General features: G+C 47.2%; 18 protein-coding genes and 2 pseudogenes. 12 read left to right on the forward strand and 8 right to left on the reverse strand.

The genetic code is table 11. The annotated features are described in order from the left end of the window. The 4 genes and pseudogenes from EA14781_RS25675 to EA14781_RS08830 all read right to left on the reverse strand — a co-directional run. Window positions 1-150: pseudogene (locus EA14781_RS25675) on the reverse strand (hypothetical protein); the annotation flags it as partial. 155 nt (window positions 151-305) lie between these two features. Then, window positions 306-788 (reverse strand): annotated as a pseudogene (locus EA14781_RS25680) (arginase family protein); the annotation flags it as partial. Window positions 789-1,042: 254 nt separating this feature from the next. Continuing rightward, complete coding sequence (locus tag EA14781_RS08825) at window positions 1,043-2,296, reverse strand: enolase C-terminal domain-like protein (RefSeq protein ID WP_001180437.1); 1,254 nt, start codon at window positions 2,294-2,296, stop codon at window positions 1,043-1,045. A 78-nt stretch (window positions 2,297-2,374) separates the two neighbouring features. Then, window positions 2,375-3,100, reverse strand: a complete 726-nt coding sequence (locus EA14781_RS08830; RefSeq protein WP_024164721.1) for a FadR/GntR family transcriptional regulator — start codon at window positions 3,098-3,100, stop codon at window positions 2,375-2,377. 189 nt (window positions 3,101-3,289) lie between these two features. On the opposite strand from EA14781_RS08830, the gene EA14781_RS08835 reads away from it, so the two are divergent. From EA14781_RS08835 to EA14781_RS08850, 4 genes are all read left to right on the forward strand, one after another. Beyond that, window positions 3,290-4,057 (forward strand): SDR family oxidoreductase, encoded by a 768-nt coding sequence (locus EA14781_RS08835; protein ID WP_000546459.1) that lies wholly within the window; start codon window positions 3,290-3,292, stop codon window positions 4,055-4,057. 82 nt (window positions 4,058-4,139) lie between these two features. Continuing rightward, a complete protein-coding gene (locus tag EA14781_RS08840; protein WP_002461307.1) occupies window positions 4,140-5,162 on the forward strand; it encodes a DctP family TRAP transporter solute-binding subunit in 1,023 nt (340 codons plus the stop codon). Between the two features lie 58 nt (window positions 5,163-5,220). After that, window positions 5,221-5,745, forward strand: a complete 525-nt coding sequence (locus EA14781_RS08845) for a TRAP transporter small permease (RefSeq protein ID WP_000708258.1) — start codon at window positions 5,221-5,223, stop codon at window positions 5,743-5,745. Then, window positions 5,745-7,022 (forward strand): TRAP transporter large permease subunit, encoded by a 1,278-nt coding sequence (locus EA14781_RS08850; RefSeq protein WP_001196214.1) that lies wholly within the window; start codon window positions 5,745-5,747, stop codon window positions 7,020-7,022. Before EA14781_RS08845 ends, EA14781_RS08850 begins: the two co-directional genes overlap by 1 nt. Before the next feature lie 44 nt (window positions 7,023-7,066). Here EA14781_RS08850 and speA read toward each other — a convergent pair whose 3' ends face one another. The 4 genes from speA to EA14781_RS25220 form a co-directional block, all read right to left on the reverse strand. Continuing rightward, on the reverse strand, window positions 7,067-9,043 hold the full coding sequence (gene speA, locus EA14781_RS08855; protein ID WP_042325630.1) for a biosynthetic arginine decarboxylase: 1,977 nt from the start codon (window positions 9,041-9,043) through the stop codon (window positions 7,067-7,069). An 8-nt stretch (window positions 9,044-9,051) separates the two neighbouring features. Continuing rightward, window positions 9,052-9,183, reverse strand: coding sequence for an acid stress response protein YqgB (yqgB, locus tag EA14781_RS08860; protein ID WP_002461303.1), 132 nt, complete (start codon window positions 9,181-9,183; stop codon window positions 9,052-9,054). 93 nt (window positions 9,184-9,276) lie between these two features. Beyond that, on the reverse strand, window positions 9,277-9,420 hold the full coding sequence (yqgG, locus tag EA14781_RS25980; RefSeq protein ID WP_269446598.1) for a small protein YqgG: 144 nt from the start codon (window positions 9,418-9,420) through the stop codon (window positions 9,277-9,279). 110 nt (window positions 9,421-9,530) lie between these two features. Then, on the reverse strand, window positions 9,531-9,782 hold the full coding sequence (locus tag EA14781_RS25220; protein ID WP_024164720.1) for a hypothetical protein: 252 nt from the start codon (window positions 9,780-9,782) through the stop codon (window positions 9,531-9,533). 55 nt (window positions 9,783-9,837) lie between these two features. Here EA14781_RS25220 and metK point away from each other — a divergent pair, with 55 nt between their 5' ends. From metK to ruvX, 8 genes are all read left to right on the forward strand, one after another. Continuing rightward, on the forward strand, window positions 9,838-10,992 hold the full coding sequence (gene metK, locus EA14781_RS08875; protein WP_001062126.1) for a methionine adenosyltransferase: 1,155 nt from the start codon (window positions 9,838-9,840) through the stop codon (window positions 10,990-10,992). Between the two features lie 482 nt (window positions 10,993-11,474). Then, a complete protein-coding gene (gene galP, locus EA14781_RS08880) occupies window positions 11,475-12,869 on the forward strand; it encodes a galactose/proton symporter (RefSeq protein WP_002461300.1) in 1,395 nt (464 codons plus the stop codon). A 76-nt stretch (window positions 12,870-12,945) separates the two neighbouring features. Beyond that, window positions 12,946-13,443, forward strand: a complete 498-nt coding sequence (locus tag EA14781_RS08885; RefSeq protein WP_002461299.1) for a SprT family zinc-dependent metalloprotease — start codon at window positions 12,946-12,948, stop codon at window positions 13,441-13,443. Between the two features lie 94 nt (window positions 13,444-13,537). Further along, window positions 13,538-14,245, forward strand: a complete 708-nt coding sequence (gene endA / locus EA14781_RS08890) for a deoxyribonuclease I (RefSeq protein ID WP_002461298.1) — start codon at window positions 13,538-13,540, stop codon at window positions 14,243-14,245. A gap of 79 nt (window positions 14,246-14,324) precedes the next feature. Continuing rightward, entirely contained in the window at window positions 14,325-15,056 is a 732-nt protein-coding gene (gene rsmE / locus EA14781_RS08895; protein ID WP_002461297.1) for a 16S rRNA (uracil(1498)-N(3))-methyltransferase, read from the forward strand. 12 nt (window positions 15,057-15,068) lie between these two features. Continuing rightward, window positions 15,069-16,019 (forward strand): glutathione synthase, encoded by a 951-nt coding sequence (gene gshB / locus EA14781_RS08900; RefSeq protein ID WP_000593300.1) that lies wholly within the window; start codon window positions 15,069-15,071, stop codon window positions 16,017-16,019. Window positions 16,020-16,127: 108 nt separating this feature from the next. Continuing rightward, a complete protein-coding gene (locus tag EA14781_RS08905; RefSeq protein WP_002461296.1) occupies window positions 16,128-16,691 on the forward strand; it encodes a YqgE/AlgH family protein in 564 nt (187 codons plus the stop codon). After that, window positions 16,691-17,107 carry a Holliday junction resolvase RuvX gene (ruvX, locus tag EA14781_RS08910; RefSeq protein ID WP_000017099.1) on the forward strand — a complete coding sequence of 139 codons (417 nt, stop codon included), beginning with the start codon at window positions 16,691-16,693 and terminating at the stop codon, window positions 17,105-17,107. The genes EA14781_RS08905 and ruvX overlap by 1 nt, the downstream gene beginning before the upstream one ends. The last annotated feature ends 19 nt before the right edge of the window (window positions 17,108-17,126 follow it).

Raw genomic sequence — 17,126 nt, forward strand, 5'->3', positions numbered from 1 at the left:
AGAAACACCTTGTACCGATGAGTGGACATCTCCCCCCCATGCGGTGCCAACATTACCCGATGGACTACTATTGTACTGCGCGTTACTGGCGCAACCGGCCAGCAGTACAATTAATCCAACCAGCACACTGCGCACTTTCCATTTTTCCATAACCGTTCCCTCTGCATATCATTAATGCAGCAATTGTAGGTCGATTAATTAAGAAAGAAAGCAGCCGTGTTCTTTTTAGGAATATATAAAAATAAAATGGGTCGATTTAATTATTTAAATCGACCCACCAGCGGAATAATCTTAATTATTCATCTTCAAGATAGGTATAACCGTACAAACCTGCCTCGAACTCTTCCTGGAACTGTGTTGTTGCAGTTCAGCGCGCCATCCGGGAAAAGCCTCTCCAGCGCCAGCTGGGTCGCTGCCTGGTCAGTGATTTTTGACTGATCGTATGCAGGCGCCTTTCCACCGCATCAATTCCAACGATATTAAGATCTTTCAGACTACGTACCGGAACCGGAGCAAACGTAGGGAGTCGATATCCAAAGTCAGATAACCAGGCATATCACCAACAATCTGTTTCGTCAGGACGATAACGTCATCCACACAGCGATCGTTCACCAGGCAGGCATCAAGCGCGGTAAAGTTGTTGTCTCCATCGAACTCAATACGAATACCATTCTGTACGAGTTCGAGTCACTCAGATCTTCTTACAATGCGATATAGAACATGGTGCAGTGCTCAAACTCACAACTATAGGTGTCGATGTGAGCATCAAAGTGCGCCTGTGTTATTTTGCTGACAGTCAAAGTTGCCTGAAGTCAGTGAGTTATCATATTGATGACCTGATGCGCTCATGGATGGACTGTTTTCACAAAGTCGATGTAAAAAAACCTTCTTCGTCAGGCCCGACGAAGAAGGGGAGATTTGGTAGAAGCGAATTAAGAAGAATTATCGCTGGTAGTCTGCACAAAATCAGGTCAATCAGAGTAAAGGCAATAGCTGTTACACTTCCCCTATATTTGAGATATCACTAAAAATAAATTTACTGCTATGGTCGGGCTGCTGTACCGTCAGGGGTACGCGCTAATGTCCAGCCAGGAATACCGCCATTAATTGGCCATGCTTTTGCTTTATTTTCATCCATTTCAATACCCAGTCCAAGTTTATCACTCACATATGCAAAACCGTCCTTAATCTGGATGCAGCCTGTAAAAACGTCTTGCAGTGCCTCATTGACTGGTGTGTATTCCTGAATACCAAAATTGCTCGAACTTACTGACAAATGCATGTTAGCGGCAACCCCCACAGGAGAAATGTCCCCTGGTCCATGCCATGCCGTTCTAACACCGAACATCTCGCTCAAAATCGCCAGTTTTCTTGCTGGCGTAATTCCGCCAATTGTACTTACATGACAGCGAATAAAATCGATCTGTTGGCTAATAATTAATGGCTTATATTCATTAATATTCGTGAATAACTCCCCCATTGCAATCGGTGTTGACGATTGTTGACGGAGTACTTTCAACCACTCCAGATTTTCTGGGGCTACAGGATCTTCAAGATAAAAAAGTGAGTAGGGTTCAAGTGATTTAGCTAATTGAGTTGCATTAATGGGGCTTATACGTTCATGAACGTCATGGATAAATTCAATGCCAAAACCAAATTTATTACGCAAATGATCGAACAATCGAGGGACGCTTCTGGCATACGCTTCAGGGTCAAAATAGATGCCAGAAGTTTTGTTGGCTGGTGAGCGTTTCGGTTGAATATTTTTTGCTCTGGCTAATTTACTGGCAATAAGTTTCAGATCATCAGTTCCTGCCCCACCATACATCCCCATCTGACAGCGAACGTACTGATATCCCTCTGCTATAGCGCAGTGGATATTATCTTCAACCTCAATCTCATCAGCCCCGTCAGTATGGCGATATAATGGCACGCCATCGCGGCATTTCCCCCCCAGTAATTCATAAACAGGGAGTCCGGCAACTTTTCCTTTTAGATCCCATAAAGCCATATCAATTCCTGACAGGGCATTATTCATAATTGGGCCACTACGCCAGTAACCACTTACACATGCGGATTGCCAGATATCTTCTATTCGGGCAGGGTTTTTCCCAATCAAGAAAGGCTTCATATATTCATTTACAGCCTTTTCCACTGCCACTATCCGCTGAGTAAATGTAGCGCATCCAAGCCCATATAAACCTGGCTCATTCGTTTCAATTTTTACAACAGCCAGATCGATCCCACCGGGAGCAGTAAGGATCGTTCTGACATCTGTTATTTTCAGATTCTGCATGTTCATTTCCACTGTAGTTAACCGATTTGCGCAACTTGTCAGTTGTCCTACACGTGGTGTAAAGCAGTATGGGCTGAATTATTTTCTCAGGCAACTATTTTTTTCATTCAGCGCCTGGATAACTTTGAGATTGCTCGCCATATGCGTATCAAGAATTTCAGCGGCAGCTTTTGGATCGCGATTTTTTATCGCCAGATAAATATTTAAGTGTGCATCAATGCTTTCAATAGTGATACCAAGGGTTCGATTCAGCTCTTCAAGATATTGATAATATATGTCTTTTATTGCATGCATGGCTGCGGTAAAAACAGTGTTCTTTGCCGCATTAACAATACCAAGATGGAATTCGTAGTCTGCTTTGCTGTACTTTTTATAGTCGTTTTTGTTGATTAACATCTGCCCAAGCAGGCGCTCGAGAGTCGCGATATCTTCATCATCTGCGTGCTGTGCAGCAAGTTCAATGCACTTAAATTCCACGGTTTGTCGGAAAACCAGCATATCACGAAACGCAGCTTCACTAAGATGCATAGCAGGTTTCTCAAGCAAATCATCAATACCATATTTATTTATATTATCAGTTACATACGTTCCTTTACCCTGATACGTAATAACAGCCCCCATATCACGCAATTTTTGAACTGCACTTCGGACGCTAACTCTGCTTACACCAAATTGAGTGGCGAGTTGAGCTTCTGAAGGAAGTTTGTAACCCGCTTTCCAGCTACCATCCTGCAAATAGCCTTTCATTGCCTCAAACAAAACAGATACAACATTATGATTCTTAACAGCTTTATTTAAATTCATATTTCCACAGGCTTTATAAAATAAAAATGAGTATAACATGTCCTACAAGTTCAATTTTCTGTTTTTTGTGATTATCACCACATTTCTAAAGTGCTTTTATTGAACAAGTTGTTTAATACTGTATCGTTTTTTACGCAACCTGTCAGACGTCCTACCTTTAAAAACCTTTCCATGATTAAGGAAAACAAAATGCATCATTTATTTGATCTGACAGGTAAAACAGCTCTGATTACAGGCTCCGCTCGCGGTCTGGGATTTGCATATGCAGAGGGATTAGCCAGCGCTGGCGCACATGTCATTCTAAACGACCTGAATGACACCGTGTTGCAAGAAGCTGTTGAACAACTCCAGAGCAAGGGCTTGTCTGTACAAGGAATTGCATTCAACGTGGCAGATGAAAAGGCTGTGGAACAGGCATTTCAACAAATAGATGAACAAGATATCGCTATCGATATTCTTATTAATAATGCTGGTATCCAGTACCGCCAGTCGATTGTGGATCTTGCTTTAGCAGACTGGCAAAAAGTTATTGATGTAAATCTCACCAGTGTTTTTCTTGTTTCAAAGGCAGCGGCCTCTCGCATGATAGCTCGCAATACAGGTGGCAAAATTATCAATATAGCCTCTTTAACAAGTGAAGCCGCGCGCCCCACCGTTTCTCCTTATACTGCAGCAAAAGGAGGGGTGAAAATGCTTACCCGTTCGATGGCTGCTGAATGGGCAAAGTTTAATATTCAGGCAAATGCTATTGGCCCTGGATATATATTAACTGATATGAATACTGCGCTTATTAATAACGCTGAATTTGATAAATGGGTTAAAAATAGTAATCCAGCAGAACTGTGGGGAAAACCTGAGGAACTGGTAGGAACAGCCATATTTCTGTCCTCTACTGCTTCTGACTATATCAATGGACAAGTTATTTATGTCGATGGTGGTTGGCTGGCAGTATTATAACTGCCCATAAACCAAATCATTAATATCATAAATAACAAGGCAAATACAAATCATATTATTTTATTTAATAAAGGATCTTTATATGAAAGCCAAGGAATTTACTTCTGCTGTTCAAAGTCTAAGCCTGGGGATATTATTAGCAAGTTGTAGCCTTTTTTCATCCTCCCTTAATGCAGAAGTCAAAGCTGTAAAATTAGGTCATTCATTTTCAGATGCACATCCAAGAGCAATTGCCATGAAAAAATTTGCGGCAGATGTTGAAAGTGCAACGGATGGTGAAATTAAGATTACTGTTTACGGGAATGCTGTTCTCGGATCTGAACAGCAAATGTTGCAGGCAACACGAAGCAATGTCCAGCAACTTTATATGGGGGCCGTTTCTCCACTTGCAGGTTTTCAGAAACAATTTCAAATATTCGACTTTCCATTTCTTTTTTCCTCTAATGAGGAAGCAGCAAAAATACTTGATAGCGAATTCGGCGATAAATTATTAACAGATCTTGATAACATTAACCTGAAAGGATTGACATGGGCAGGTGGCGCTTTTCGTAACGTGGCAAATATAAAACGTGAAGTCACCACGCTTGAAGGTTTTAAAGGCTTGAAAATTCGTGTAATGCCAACACAGGTTGCTATAGATAGTTTTAAAAGTTTAGGTATAAACCCATCACCAATGGCTTATTCAGAGGTATTTACAGCGCTTGAAACAGGTGCCCTTGATGGTCATGAACATCCTTCTGTCGATATATTACAGAATAAAATGTACGAAGTTGAAAAATATATGACACTGACAGGCCATGTTTATACCCCTGTTGCTTTAATCGTGTCTAAAAAGTGGTTTAATTCGCTGACTGAGAAACAAAAAGAAGTACTCCAGAAAGTTGCCAACGGCAATAAAATATTTCAACGCCAACAGGAAATTGAACAAGAAAAAGGAGCCATTGATGAACTTAGGAAAAATGGCATGATAGTTTCTTCTTTAAAGGAAGGAGAATTGTCAAAAATTCAACAAGCTGTTCAACCTGTTATAGAAAAACATAAAAAAACCGTCGGTGAAGATACTGTTAAGCATTTTTATGATGTAAAGAAAAAACTCGCTGAATAATATCACCAGGATAGCGGGTAATACTATATCCCCGCTATCCTTAATAAAGGTTCCCATAATGAAAATTTATGAAAAAGCCACAAGTTTTTTTATAGGTAGCCTTGAAGCCATCATGGTGATATGTATCAGCATTATGTTTCTTCTTGTGCTTATAAACGTATTGATGCGTTTTATCTTTAACAGTGGAATAGATATTGCCGAAGAATTGCCTCGTTTCTTATTCGTATGGATGATATTCATTGGTGCTGTGGTAGCAATCAAAGATCAGAGCCATATTCGCGTAGACCTTTTCATTAACAAAATGCCTGTATTAGGCCAGCAGATTTGCCAATTAGTTTCACAGGTACTTATGCTGGTATGTAGTATAACACTAATTTATGGCACCTGGATTGAGTCTGATATTCTGTCAACAACATACTCACCGGTTTTAGATGTCAACATGTTACTTATTTTCGGTATTTCATGGCTGACCGGCGTTTGTATTTTTATCAGTGTATTGATAAACATCATATCTGTTTTCACAAAAATTTCTCTCCTCCAGACTAAAACGCTTTCTTCCACATCTTCCAGGGAGGATAAGTAATGGCATTATTAATATTTGCAGATTCACTTCTGTTATCGATGTTTATCGGTTTACCTATCGCCTTTTCACTAATTATTTGTGCTATTTCATTAATGTATTTTTTGGATATGACAGATATCCAAATTATTACTCAAAATATGTGGAATGGCGCTAATAACTTCCCGTTACTGGCAGTACCTTTTTTCATGCTGGCGGGAGAATTTATGAATGCCGGTGGTATGACTAAAAGGATTATTGGTATTGCCATGGCCTGGGTTGGTCATGTGCGAGGAGGAATGGGGTATGTCGCCGTTTTTGCCGCCATTATTATGGCTTCGCTCTCCGGTTCAGCTGCAGCTGATACTGCTGCGTTGGCGGCGATTCTCTTACCGATGATGCGTGAAGCTGGGTATAAATTAAACCGGACCGGAGGTTTGATCGGAGCCGGTGGAATAATCGCGCCAGTAATCCCGCCGTCAGTAGCGATGATCTTGTATGGAGTTACAGGCCAAATTTCCATTACAAAATTGTTTCTCGCGGGTATCGTACCGGGCGTAATTATGGGCATGGGATTACTCCTGACCTGGCGATTACTGGCTAAATCAGAAAATGTACAAACAAGTCCGAAGACCACATTACGAGACAGGCTGAAAAAGACTCGTGAAGGATTCTGGGCATTGTTGCTACCTGTTATTATCGTTGGTGGATTAAGGATTGGGATATTTACACCAACAGAAGCGGCCGTGATAGCAGCTGCTTATTCATTATTTGTTGGTGTATTTATTTATCGCGGCATTAACTTAGGATCGCTTTATGGATTAATACTCAATGCCGCAAAGACAACGGCTGTTATTATGTTCCTGGTTTCTGCAGCATCGGTTTCTGCGTGGCTTATAGCAGCAGCAGATATTCCAGCACAATTAACAGAACTACTGGCGCCGGTTATGCATAGCCAAACTTTGTTAATTTTAACATTAATGTTGCTGATATTTATCATCGGCACAGCAATGGATTTAACACCCACCATTTTAGTTATGACACCTGTGCTTGTACCTTTGATTAAACAGGCTGGAATAGATCCGGTATATTTCGGTGTTCTGTTTGTGATGAATACGTCCATTGGTTTGATAACACCACCAGTAGGTACAGTATTGAATGTAATTTGTGGTATTGGAAAAATGAGTATGGATGAACTGGTCAAAGGTATTTGGCCGTTCTTACTCACATGCGTGGCAATCCTTATTTTACTGGTGCTCTTCCCGCAATTAGTCCTCTTTCCTTTAGCCCTTATGACCTGAGAAAAAGTTGGGTGTTGTATAAAAACACCCAACCTTCGCTTTAATTATTCATCTTCAAGATAGGTATAACCGTACAAACCTGCCTCGAACTCTTCCAGGAACTGTTGTTGCAGTTCAGCATCAAGATCGGTTTTCTTCACCTGATCGCGGAACTGGGTTAACAGCGTTTTCGGATCGAGCTGAACATATTGCAGCATGTCCGCCACGGTATCGCCTTCATCAGACAGTTCCACTTCTACGCTGCCATCCGGGAAGACGAATACGTCAACCGCTTCGGTATCACCGAACAGGTTGTGCATGTTGCCGAGGATCTCCTGATAGGCACCGACCATAAAGAAACCAAGCATCGGCGGATTCTCCGGGTCGTACTCCGGCATCGGCATTGTCGTGGCGATACCATCGCCATCAATATAGTGATCGATAGCGCCGTCAGAGTCACAGGTGATATCCAACAGAACCGCGCGGCGTTCCGGGACTTGATTCAGCCCTTCCAGCGGCAGAACCGGGAACAACTGGTCGATCCCCCACGCATCCGGCATCGACTGGAACAATGAAAAGTTGACGTACATTTTGTCCGCCATACGTTCCTGCAATTCGTCGATAATCGGGCGATGGGCGCGATTTTGCGGGTCCAGTTGTTTCTGCACTTCATGGCACATACTCAAATAGAGCTGTTCCGCCCATGCGCGTTCTTGCAGGTTATAAGTGCCTGAAGAATAGCCAATATGAATATCGTGCAGATCCATCTGGCTGTCATGCAGCCACTCGCGCAGTGAACGGCGAGTTCCCGGCTCGTGCATCTCCAGCCAGGTTTCCCACATGCTTTGCAGCGCGCGCGGCGCCTCTTCTGCGGGCGCGGTTGGGACCGTGTATTCGTTACGTTCCACACCGATGATATTCGATACCAGCACGGTATGGTGCGCAGTCACCGCACGGCCCGATTCGGTGATCACCGTCGGATGCGGCAGGCCATTTTCTTCACAGGCATCGCCAATCGCCCAGATAATGTTGTTGGCGTATTCATTGAGGCCGTAGTTCACCGAACAATCGGACTGCGAACGAGTACCTTCATAATCCACACCCAGACCGCCGCCAACATCAAAACACTGAATGTTGACACCCAGTTTGTGCAACTCAACATAGAAGCGTGCAGATTCACGAACGCCAGTGGCGATATCGCGAATATTCGCCATCTGTGAACCGAGGTGGAAGTGCAGCAGTTGCAGGCTGTCGAGGCGCCCGGCTTCACGCAACGTTTCAACCAGTTGCAGAACCTGCGTCGCCGCCAGACCGAATTTCGACTTCTCGCCGCCGGAAGACTGCCATTTGCCAGAACCTTGCGAGGCCAGACGGGCACGCACGCCCAGACGAGGAACGACGTTCAGGCGTTCTGCTTCATCCAGCACAATGGCGATTTCCGACATTTTCTCGATGACCAGATAGACCTTATGGCCCATCTTCTCGCCAATCAGCGCCAGACGGATATATTCACGATCTTTATAACCGTTACAGACGATGACGCTGCGAGTCATTCCTGCATGCGCCAGAACCGCCATCAACTCGGCTTTCGACCCGGCTTCCAGCCCCAGCGGTTCGCCAGAGTGAATCAGCGACTCAATCACACGGCGATGCTGGTTAACTTTGATCGGATAAACGAGGAAATAGTCGCCGTTGTAACCGTAGGATTCACGCGCGCGTTTGAACGCAGCGTTAATAGAACGCAAGCGGTGTTGCAAGATCTGCGGGAAGCAGAACAGTGCAGGCAGACGCTGGCCCTGCGCTTCGCGAGTTTTCACCAACTGCGCGAGATCGACGCGAGCTTCCGGGACGTCCGGGTCCGGGCAGACACTGATGTGGCCCAGCTCATTCACGTCGTAGTAGTTATTGCCCCACCAGGCAATATTGTAAGTACGCAGCATCTTGCTGGCTTCCTGCGAGCTCATTGCAACCTCCTGCATGGAGCGTAGTACACCATGTTCGCCCGCTGACGAAGGCAAACTCATAGACATGTCGTCAGACATAGCGAACCTCAAATTATTTTATTAAGTGTAAAACAGTTAACCACTATCGCAGCCTCAAACTGCGATAACAACCCATAAGCACACGGATTTTCCAGCAGCGTATGCTGACGCTCCGACTGAGCAATCGGTTTCTTTTTCATAACATTATTAAGCACATAACCGAACGTAACTGTGACAGTCCGGCGAAACCACGAGAAAACTCTTGTCATAACAAGAGCGCCCTTGTTCAGTCCTCAATAACTGTTGCCAGCTCTTGAATCCTGAGAAGCGCCGAGATGGGTATAACATCGGCAGGTATGCAAAGCAGAGATGCAGAGTGCGGGGAACGAATCTACACCAGAACGGTGCGACAGATTAAGCAGCAGACAACGATTCATTATTTCGTATCACCTCCACGGCCGCCTGCAAAGACGAACCAACAAGCTAAAACACTGATTTCAACCCGGCTGGAAGTGGCAACACGAAAGAAACGCCGTGTGCTTTTTATTTAAGCCGCGCGTCGCGTTTTATACCCCACAATGGCAGAAAAATGCAAAAGATAAATGCGCAGAATGCCAGCATTGTCAGGAAAAATTTCCAGCCACGTTTTTAGCAGAATGAGACATGTTTCAAAAAAAAGTGGCAATCGGGTGAAGAATTGACCTAAAATAGCCATCCAGATGTTAATCCGTCCATACTGATTAACACTCAGACTGCCAGTGTTTTTAACCTGCAGAGTCGTGGTAGGATCCGCTACCACAGAAATTCCACACAACAGTTTGAGCTAACTAAATTCTCTTTAGGTGATATTAAATATGGCAAAACACCTTTTTACGTCCGAGTCCGTTTCTGAAGGGCATCCTGACAAAATTGCTGACCAAATCTCTGATGCCGTTTTAGACGCGATCCTCGAACAGGATCCGAAAGCACGCGTTGCTTGCGAAACCTACGTAAAAACCGGCATGGTTTTAGTTGGCGGTGAAATCACCACCAGCGCCTGGGTAGACATCGAAGAGATCACCCGTAATACCGTTCGTGAGATTGGCTATGTGCATTCCGACATGGGCTTTGACGCTAACTCCTGTGCGGTTCTGAGCGCCATCGGTAAACAGTCCCCGGATATCAACCAGGGTGTTGACCGTGCCGATCCGCTGGAACAGGGCGCGGGCGACCAGGGTCTGATGTTTGGCTACGCGACCAATGAAACCGACGTGCTGATGCCAGCACCAATCACCTATGCGCACCGTCTGGTACAACGTCAGGCTGAAGTGCGTAAAAACGGCACTCTGCCATGGCTGCGCCCGGACGCGAAAAGCCAGGTTACTTTCCAGTATGATGACGGCAAAATCGTCGGCATCGATGCGGTGGTGCTTTCCACTCAGCACTCTGAAGAAATCGACCAGAAATGCCTGCAAGAAGCGGTTATGGAAGAGATCATCAAACCGATTCTGCCGTCTGAATGGCTGACTTCTGCAACCAAATTCTTCATCAACCCGACCGGACGTTTCGTGATCGGCGGCCCGATGGGCGACTGCGGTCTGACCGGACGTAAAATTATCGTAGATACCTACGGCGGCATGGCGCGTCACGGTGGCGGTGCGTTCTCCGGTAAAGATCCATCAAAAGTGGACCGCTCTGCAGCGTACGCCGCACGCTATGTAGCGAAAAACATCGTTGCCGCTGGCCTGGCTGACCGTTGTGAAATCCAGGTTTCCTACGCAATCGGCGTGGCTGAACCGACCTCCATCATGGTGGAAACTTTCGGTACCGAGAAAGTGCCTTCAGAACAACTGACCCTGCTGGTGCGCGAGTTCTTCGACCTGCGTCCATACGGTCTGATTAAGATGCTGGATCTGCTGCACCCGATCTACAAAGAGACCGCAGCATATGGTCACTTTGGTCGCGAACATTTCCCATGGGAAAAAACCGACAAAGCGCAGCTGCTGCGCGATGCTGCTGGACTGAAATAATCCTCCAGCGCCTTCGTCTTCAAGGCCAGCCTCGTGCTGGCCTTTTCTTTTCCAGTGAAATGCCTGATGCGCTACGCCTATCAGGCCTACAACTATCGCAATAGAAAGGTGGATAAGGCATTCACGCTGCATCCGGCAAAAGCCGTCCGCACGATAGCAATATTTTGTTGCTGAACACGTTTACTCGTAAAGTATCACAATAATTGAAACCGATTACACCAGCCTACATGCCAGATATTAATAATATTTTCATCATATTATTCAATTTCCACAGTTGTTACATTTCTTTTCAGCAAAGTCTTAACTGAAGATAACTCCGTTTAATTCGTGATGATATAAATCAATAATTTTCATACACTTAAACTATAGTTATTATGAATGTTAGTGTAAGCGATTACACTGATGTGATTTGCTTCACATCTTTTTCCGTCATACTCACCTATCTTAATTCACAATAAAAAATAACCACATTGGAGGGCATCATGCCTGACGCTAAAAAACAAGGGCGGTCAAACAAGGCAATGACGTTTTTCGTCTGCTTCCTTGCCGCTTTGGCGGGATTACTCTTTGGTCTGGATATCGGCGTAATTGCTGGCGCACTGCCGTTCATTGCTGATGAATTCCAGATTACCTCGCACACACAAGAATGGGTCGTAAGCTCCATGATGTTTGGTGCGGCAGTCGGAGCTGTGGGCAGCGGCTGGCTCTCCTTTAAACTCGGGCGCAAAAAGAGCCTGATGATCGGCGCAATCCTGTTTGTTGCCGGGTCGTTGTTCTCTGCTGCCGCGCCAAATGTTGAAGTGCTGATCCTTTCCCGTGTTTTATTAGGTCTGGCAGTAGGTGTTGCCTCTTATACCGCACCGCTGTATCTCTCTGAAATTGCACCAGAGAAAATTCGCGGCAGTATGATCTCGATGTATCAATTGATGATTACCATCGGCATCCTCGGTGCTTATCTTTCTGATACCGCCTTCAGCTACACTGGCGCATGGCGCTGGATGCTGGGCGTGATTATCATCCCGGCGATACTGCTGCTGATTGGTGTCTTCTTCCTGCCAGACAGTCCACGTTGGTTTGCCGCAAAACGCCGCTTTATCGATGCCGAGCGCGTGCTAATGCGTTTGCGTGATACCAGTGCAGAAGCCAAACGCGAGCTGGATGAAATCCGCGAAAGTTTGCAGGTTAAACAGAGTGGTTGGGCGCTGTTTAAAGAGAACAGCAATTTCCGCCGTGCAGTATTCCTGGGTGTACTGTTGCAGGTAATGCAGCAATTCACCGGGATGAACGTCATCATGTATTACGCGCCGAAAATCTTCGAACTGGCAGGTTATACCAACACCACAGAGCAAATGTGGGGGACAGTGATCGTCGGCCTGACCAACGTACTCGCCACCTTTATCGCTATCGGCCTTGTTGACCGCTGGGGACGTAAACCAACGCTAACGCTGGGCTTCCTGGTGATGGCTGTTGGCATGGGCGTGCTGGGCACAATGATGCACATCGGTATTCACTCGCCGTCGGCGCAGTATTTCGCCATCGCCATGCTGCTGATGTTTATTGTCGGTTTTGCCATGAGTGCCGGTCCGCTGATTTGGGTATTGTGCTCCGAAATTCAACCACTGAAAGGCCGCGATTTTGGTATCACTTGCTCCACCGCCACCAACTGGATTGCCAACATGATTGTCGGTGCAACCTTCCTGACTATGCTCAATACGCTGGGCAACGCCAACACCTTCTGGGTTTACGCGGGTCTGAATGTGTTGTTTATCCTGCTGACGCTGTGGCTGGTGCCGGAAACCAAACACGTTTCGCTGGAACACATTGAGCGTAATCTGATGAAAGGTCGTAAACTGCGCGAAATCGGCGCTCGCGATTAATCACGTCAGGCTTCCTCCCGTCGGGGAGGAAGCCGCCTCTTGCAGTCCTCTTTTCTTCGCTCTATCCTCTGCCGCTATGAAAACTCCCCGTCTCCCTATCGCTATCCAACAGGCTGTTATGCGTCGCCTGCGGGAAAAACTCGCCCAGGCCAACCTGAAGCTGGGGCGTAGCTACCCGGAGCCAAAACTCTCTTACACCCAACGCGGAACATCAGCCGGAACGGCCTGGCTGGAGAGCTATGAAATTCGTCTCAATCCCGTTTTGCTGATGGAAAACAGCGAAGCCTTTATTGAAGAAGTGGTGCCGCATGAACTGGCGCATTTGCTGGTATGGAAACATTTCGGGCGCGTAGCGCCGCATGGCAAAGAGTGGAAGTGGATGATGGAAAGCATACTGGGCGTTCCTGCGCGCCGTACACATCAATTTGAACTACAATCTGTGCGCCGCAACACCTTCCCTTACCGCTGCAAATGTCAAGAGCATCAGCTCACCGTGCGTCGCCACAATCGTGTAGTACGTGGCGAGGCCGTCTATCGCTGCGTTCGCTGCGGTGAACAACTGGTTGCTAAATAACCACCTGAACTATCAGGAACTTTCCTGATCTGGCTGATTGCATAGCAGAACAACTTTCGCTACGTTGCTGGCTCGTTTTAACACGGAGTTAGTGATGTACCGTTATTTCTCTGTTGCTGCGCTGGTACTGAGCGCCGCATTTTCCGGCTCAACGTTGGCCGAAGGTATCAATAGTTTTTCTCAGGCGAAAGCCGCTGCGGTAAAAGTCCACGCCGATGCGCCGGGTACGTTTTACTGCGGATGTAAAATTAACTGGCAGGGTAAAAAAGGCGTTGTCGACCTGCAATCCTGCGGGTATCAGGTGCGCAAAAATGAAAACCGCGCCAGCCGCGTAGAGTGGGAACACGTCGTTCCCGCCTGGCAGTTCGGTCACCAACGCCAGTGCTGGCAGGACGGTGGACGTAAAAACTGCGCCAAAGATCCGGTCTATCGCAAGATGGAAAGCGATATGCATAACCTGCAACCGTCAGTTGGCGAAGTGAACGGCGATCGCGGCAATTTTATGTACAGCCAGTGGAATGGCGGCGAAGGCCAGTACGGGCAGTGCGCCATGAAGGTGGATTTCAAAGAAAAAGTCGCAGAACCGCCAGCACGTGCGCGTGGCGCCATTGCTCGTACCTACTTCTATATGCGCGACCAGTACAATCTGACGCTTTCCCGCCAGCAGACACAACTGTTTAACGCCTGGGACAAGATGTATCCGGTCACCGACTGGGAGTGCGAACGCGACGAACGCATCGCGAAGGTACAGGGCAATCATAATCCGTATGTGCAACGCGCTTGCCAGGCGAGAAAGAGCTAACCTACACTAGCGAAATTCTTTTTTGTTAACCCTACCCCACGCGCGCAATCGCGTGGGGAGACGACGCGGATTTTTAACTATGCGTATCCCTCGCATTTATCACCCTGAGCCACTCACCAGTCACTCGCATATCGCACTTTGCGAAGACGCTGCCAACCATATTGGTCGCGTCCTGCGTATGGGGCCGGGGCAGGCATTACAGTTATTTGACGGTAGCAATCAGGTCTTTGACGCTGAAATTACCAGCGCCAGCAAAAAGAGCGTGGAAGTAAAAGTACTGGAAGGTCGACTCGACGATCATGAATCGCCGCTGCATATTCACCTCGGACAGGTAATGTCACGCGGTGAAAAAATGGAATTCACTATCCAGAAATCGATCGAACTTGGGGTAAGCCTCATTACGCCACTTTTTTCTGAGCGCTGCGGCGTTAAACTGGATAACGAACGTCTGAACAAGAAGCTCCAGCAGTGGCAGAAAATAGCAATTGCTGCTTGTGAGCAGTGTGGTCGTAACCGGGTGCCGGAAATCCGTCCAGCGATGAGTCTGGAAGCCTGGTGCGCAGAACAGGATGAAGGACTGAAACTGAATCTTCATCCGCGCGCCAGTAACAGTATCAACACGTTGCCATTACCGGTTGAACGCGTCCGCCTGCTGATTGGCCCGGAAGGCGGTTTGTCGGCAGATGAAATTGCCATGACTGCCCGCTATCAATTTACTGATATCCTGTTGGGACCTCGCGTTTTGCGTACAGAGACAACAGCGCTCACCGCCATTACCGCACTGCAGGTGCGATTCGGCGATTTGGGCTAACGGAGAAGAATAATGATCAAGCTCGGCATCGTGATGGACCCCATCGCAAGCATCAACATCAAGAAAGATTCCAGTTTCGCCATGTTGCTGGAAGCACAACGCCGTGGTTACGAACTTCACTATATGGAGATGGGCGATCTGTACCTGATCAATGGTGAAGCCCGCGCCCGTACCCGCACGCTGAACGTGAAGCAGAACTACGAAGAGTGGTTTTCATTTGTCGGTGAACAGGATCTGCCGCTGGCGGATCTCGATGTGATCCTGATGCGTAAAGATCCCCCGTTTGATACCGAGTTTATCTACGCTACTTATATTCTGGAACGCGCTGAAGAGAAAGGTACGTTGATCGTCAACAAACCGCAAAGTCTGCGTGATTGTAACGAAAAACTGTTTACCGCCTGGTTCTCTGACCTAACGCCGGAAACGCTGGTCACTCGCGATAAAGCGCAGATAAAAGCGTTCTGGGAGAAACACAGCGACATCATTCTTAAACCGCTGGACGGGATGGGCGGTGCGTCCATTTTCCGCGTGAAAGAAAGCGATCCGAACCTTGGCGTGATTGTCGAAACCCTGACCGAACACGGTACTCGTTACTGCATGGCGCAGAATTATCTACCTGCCATTAAAGATGGCGACAAACGCGTGTTGGTGGTGGATGGCGAACCCGTACCGTACTGTCTGGCACGTATTCCGCAGGGTGGCGAAACTCGTGGCAACCTGGCCGCCGGTGGTCGCGGCGAACCTCGTCCACTGACAGAAAGTGACTGGAAAATCGCCCGTCAGATTGGACCGACATTGAAAGAAAAAGGGCTGATTTTTGTTGGCCTGGATATCATCGGCGACCGCCTGACTGAGATTAACGTTACCAGCCCAACCTGTATTCGTGAGATTGAAGCCGAGTTTCCGATCTCGATCACCGGAATGTTGATGGATGCTATCGAAGCGCGTTTACAGCAGCAGTAAAAACCCTTAACGAGAGGGATCTCGTTAAAACCGTGAGTGACAGCGCTCTTCTTTCCCAGCATACTGAGCGCTGTTGCTTTTTTGAACCAGGAAACAGAACCTCTGACAATGAATTTACAGCATCACTTTCTTATTGCCATGCCTGCTCTCCAGGATCCGATTTTCCGCCGTTCCGTGGTCTACATTTGCGAACATAATGCAGATGGAGCAATGGGGATTATCATTAATAAACCGCTGGAAAATCTCAAAATTGAAGGGATTCTGGAAAAGCTAAAGATCACGCCGGAGCCGCGTGATGAGTCAATCCGTCTGGATAAACCCGTTATGCTCGGTGGCCCGTTGGCAGAAGATCGCGGGTTTATTTTGCATACTCCACCCTCCAATTTTGCCTCCAGCATTCGCATTTCTGACAACACGATCATGACCACATCCCGTGATGTGCTGGAAACCCTCGGCACCGATAAGCAACCCACTGACGTGATAGTGGCGCTGGGCTACGCCTCCTGGGATAAAGGCCAACTGGAGCAAGAAATTCTCGATAACGCCTGGCTAACCGCTCCGGCAGACCTGAATATTCTGTTCAAAACGCCGATTGCCGACCGCTGGCGCGATGCGGCAAAACTGATTGGTGTTGATATTCTCACCATGCCTGGTGTGGCAGGGCACGCCTGATGAGCGGTACCTTACTCGCCTTCGACTTCGGCACCAAAAGCATTGGCGTAGCGGTCGGTCAACGCATTACCGGCACCGCTCGCCCACTCCCCGCAATTAAAGCGCAGGACGGTACGCCGGACTGGAACATCATCGAGCGTTTACTGAAAGAGTGGCTGCCGGACGAAATCATCGTCGGTTTGCCGCTGAATATGGACGGCACCGAGCAACCTTTAACCGCCCGGGCACGTAAATTCGCCAACCGTATTCATGGTCGTTTCGGCGTTGATGTAAAGCTGCATGACGAACGTCTTAGCACCGTAGAAGCGCGTTCCGGCCTGTTCGAACAGGGCGGTTATCGGGCGCTTAATAAAGGCAAAGTCGACTCCGCCTCTGCGGTTATCATTCTCGAAAGTTATTTCGAGCAGGGATATTAGGGCGATTCGCAAGCCTGAC

The sequence above is a fragment of the Escherichia albertii NBRC 107761 = DSM 17582 genome (assembly GCF_000759775.1).
In the GTDB taxonomy this organism is placed as follows: Bacteria; Pseudomonadota; Gammaproteobacteria; order Enterobacterales; family Enterobacteriaceae; genus Escherichia; species Escherichia albertii.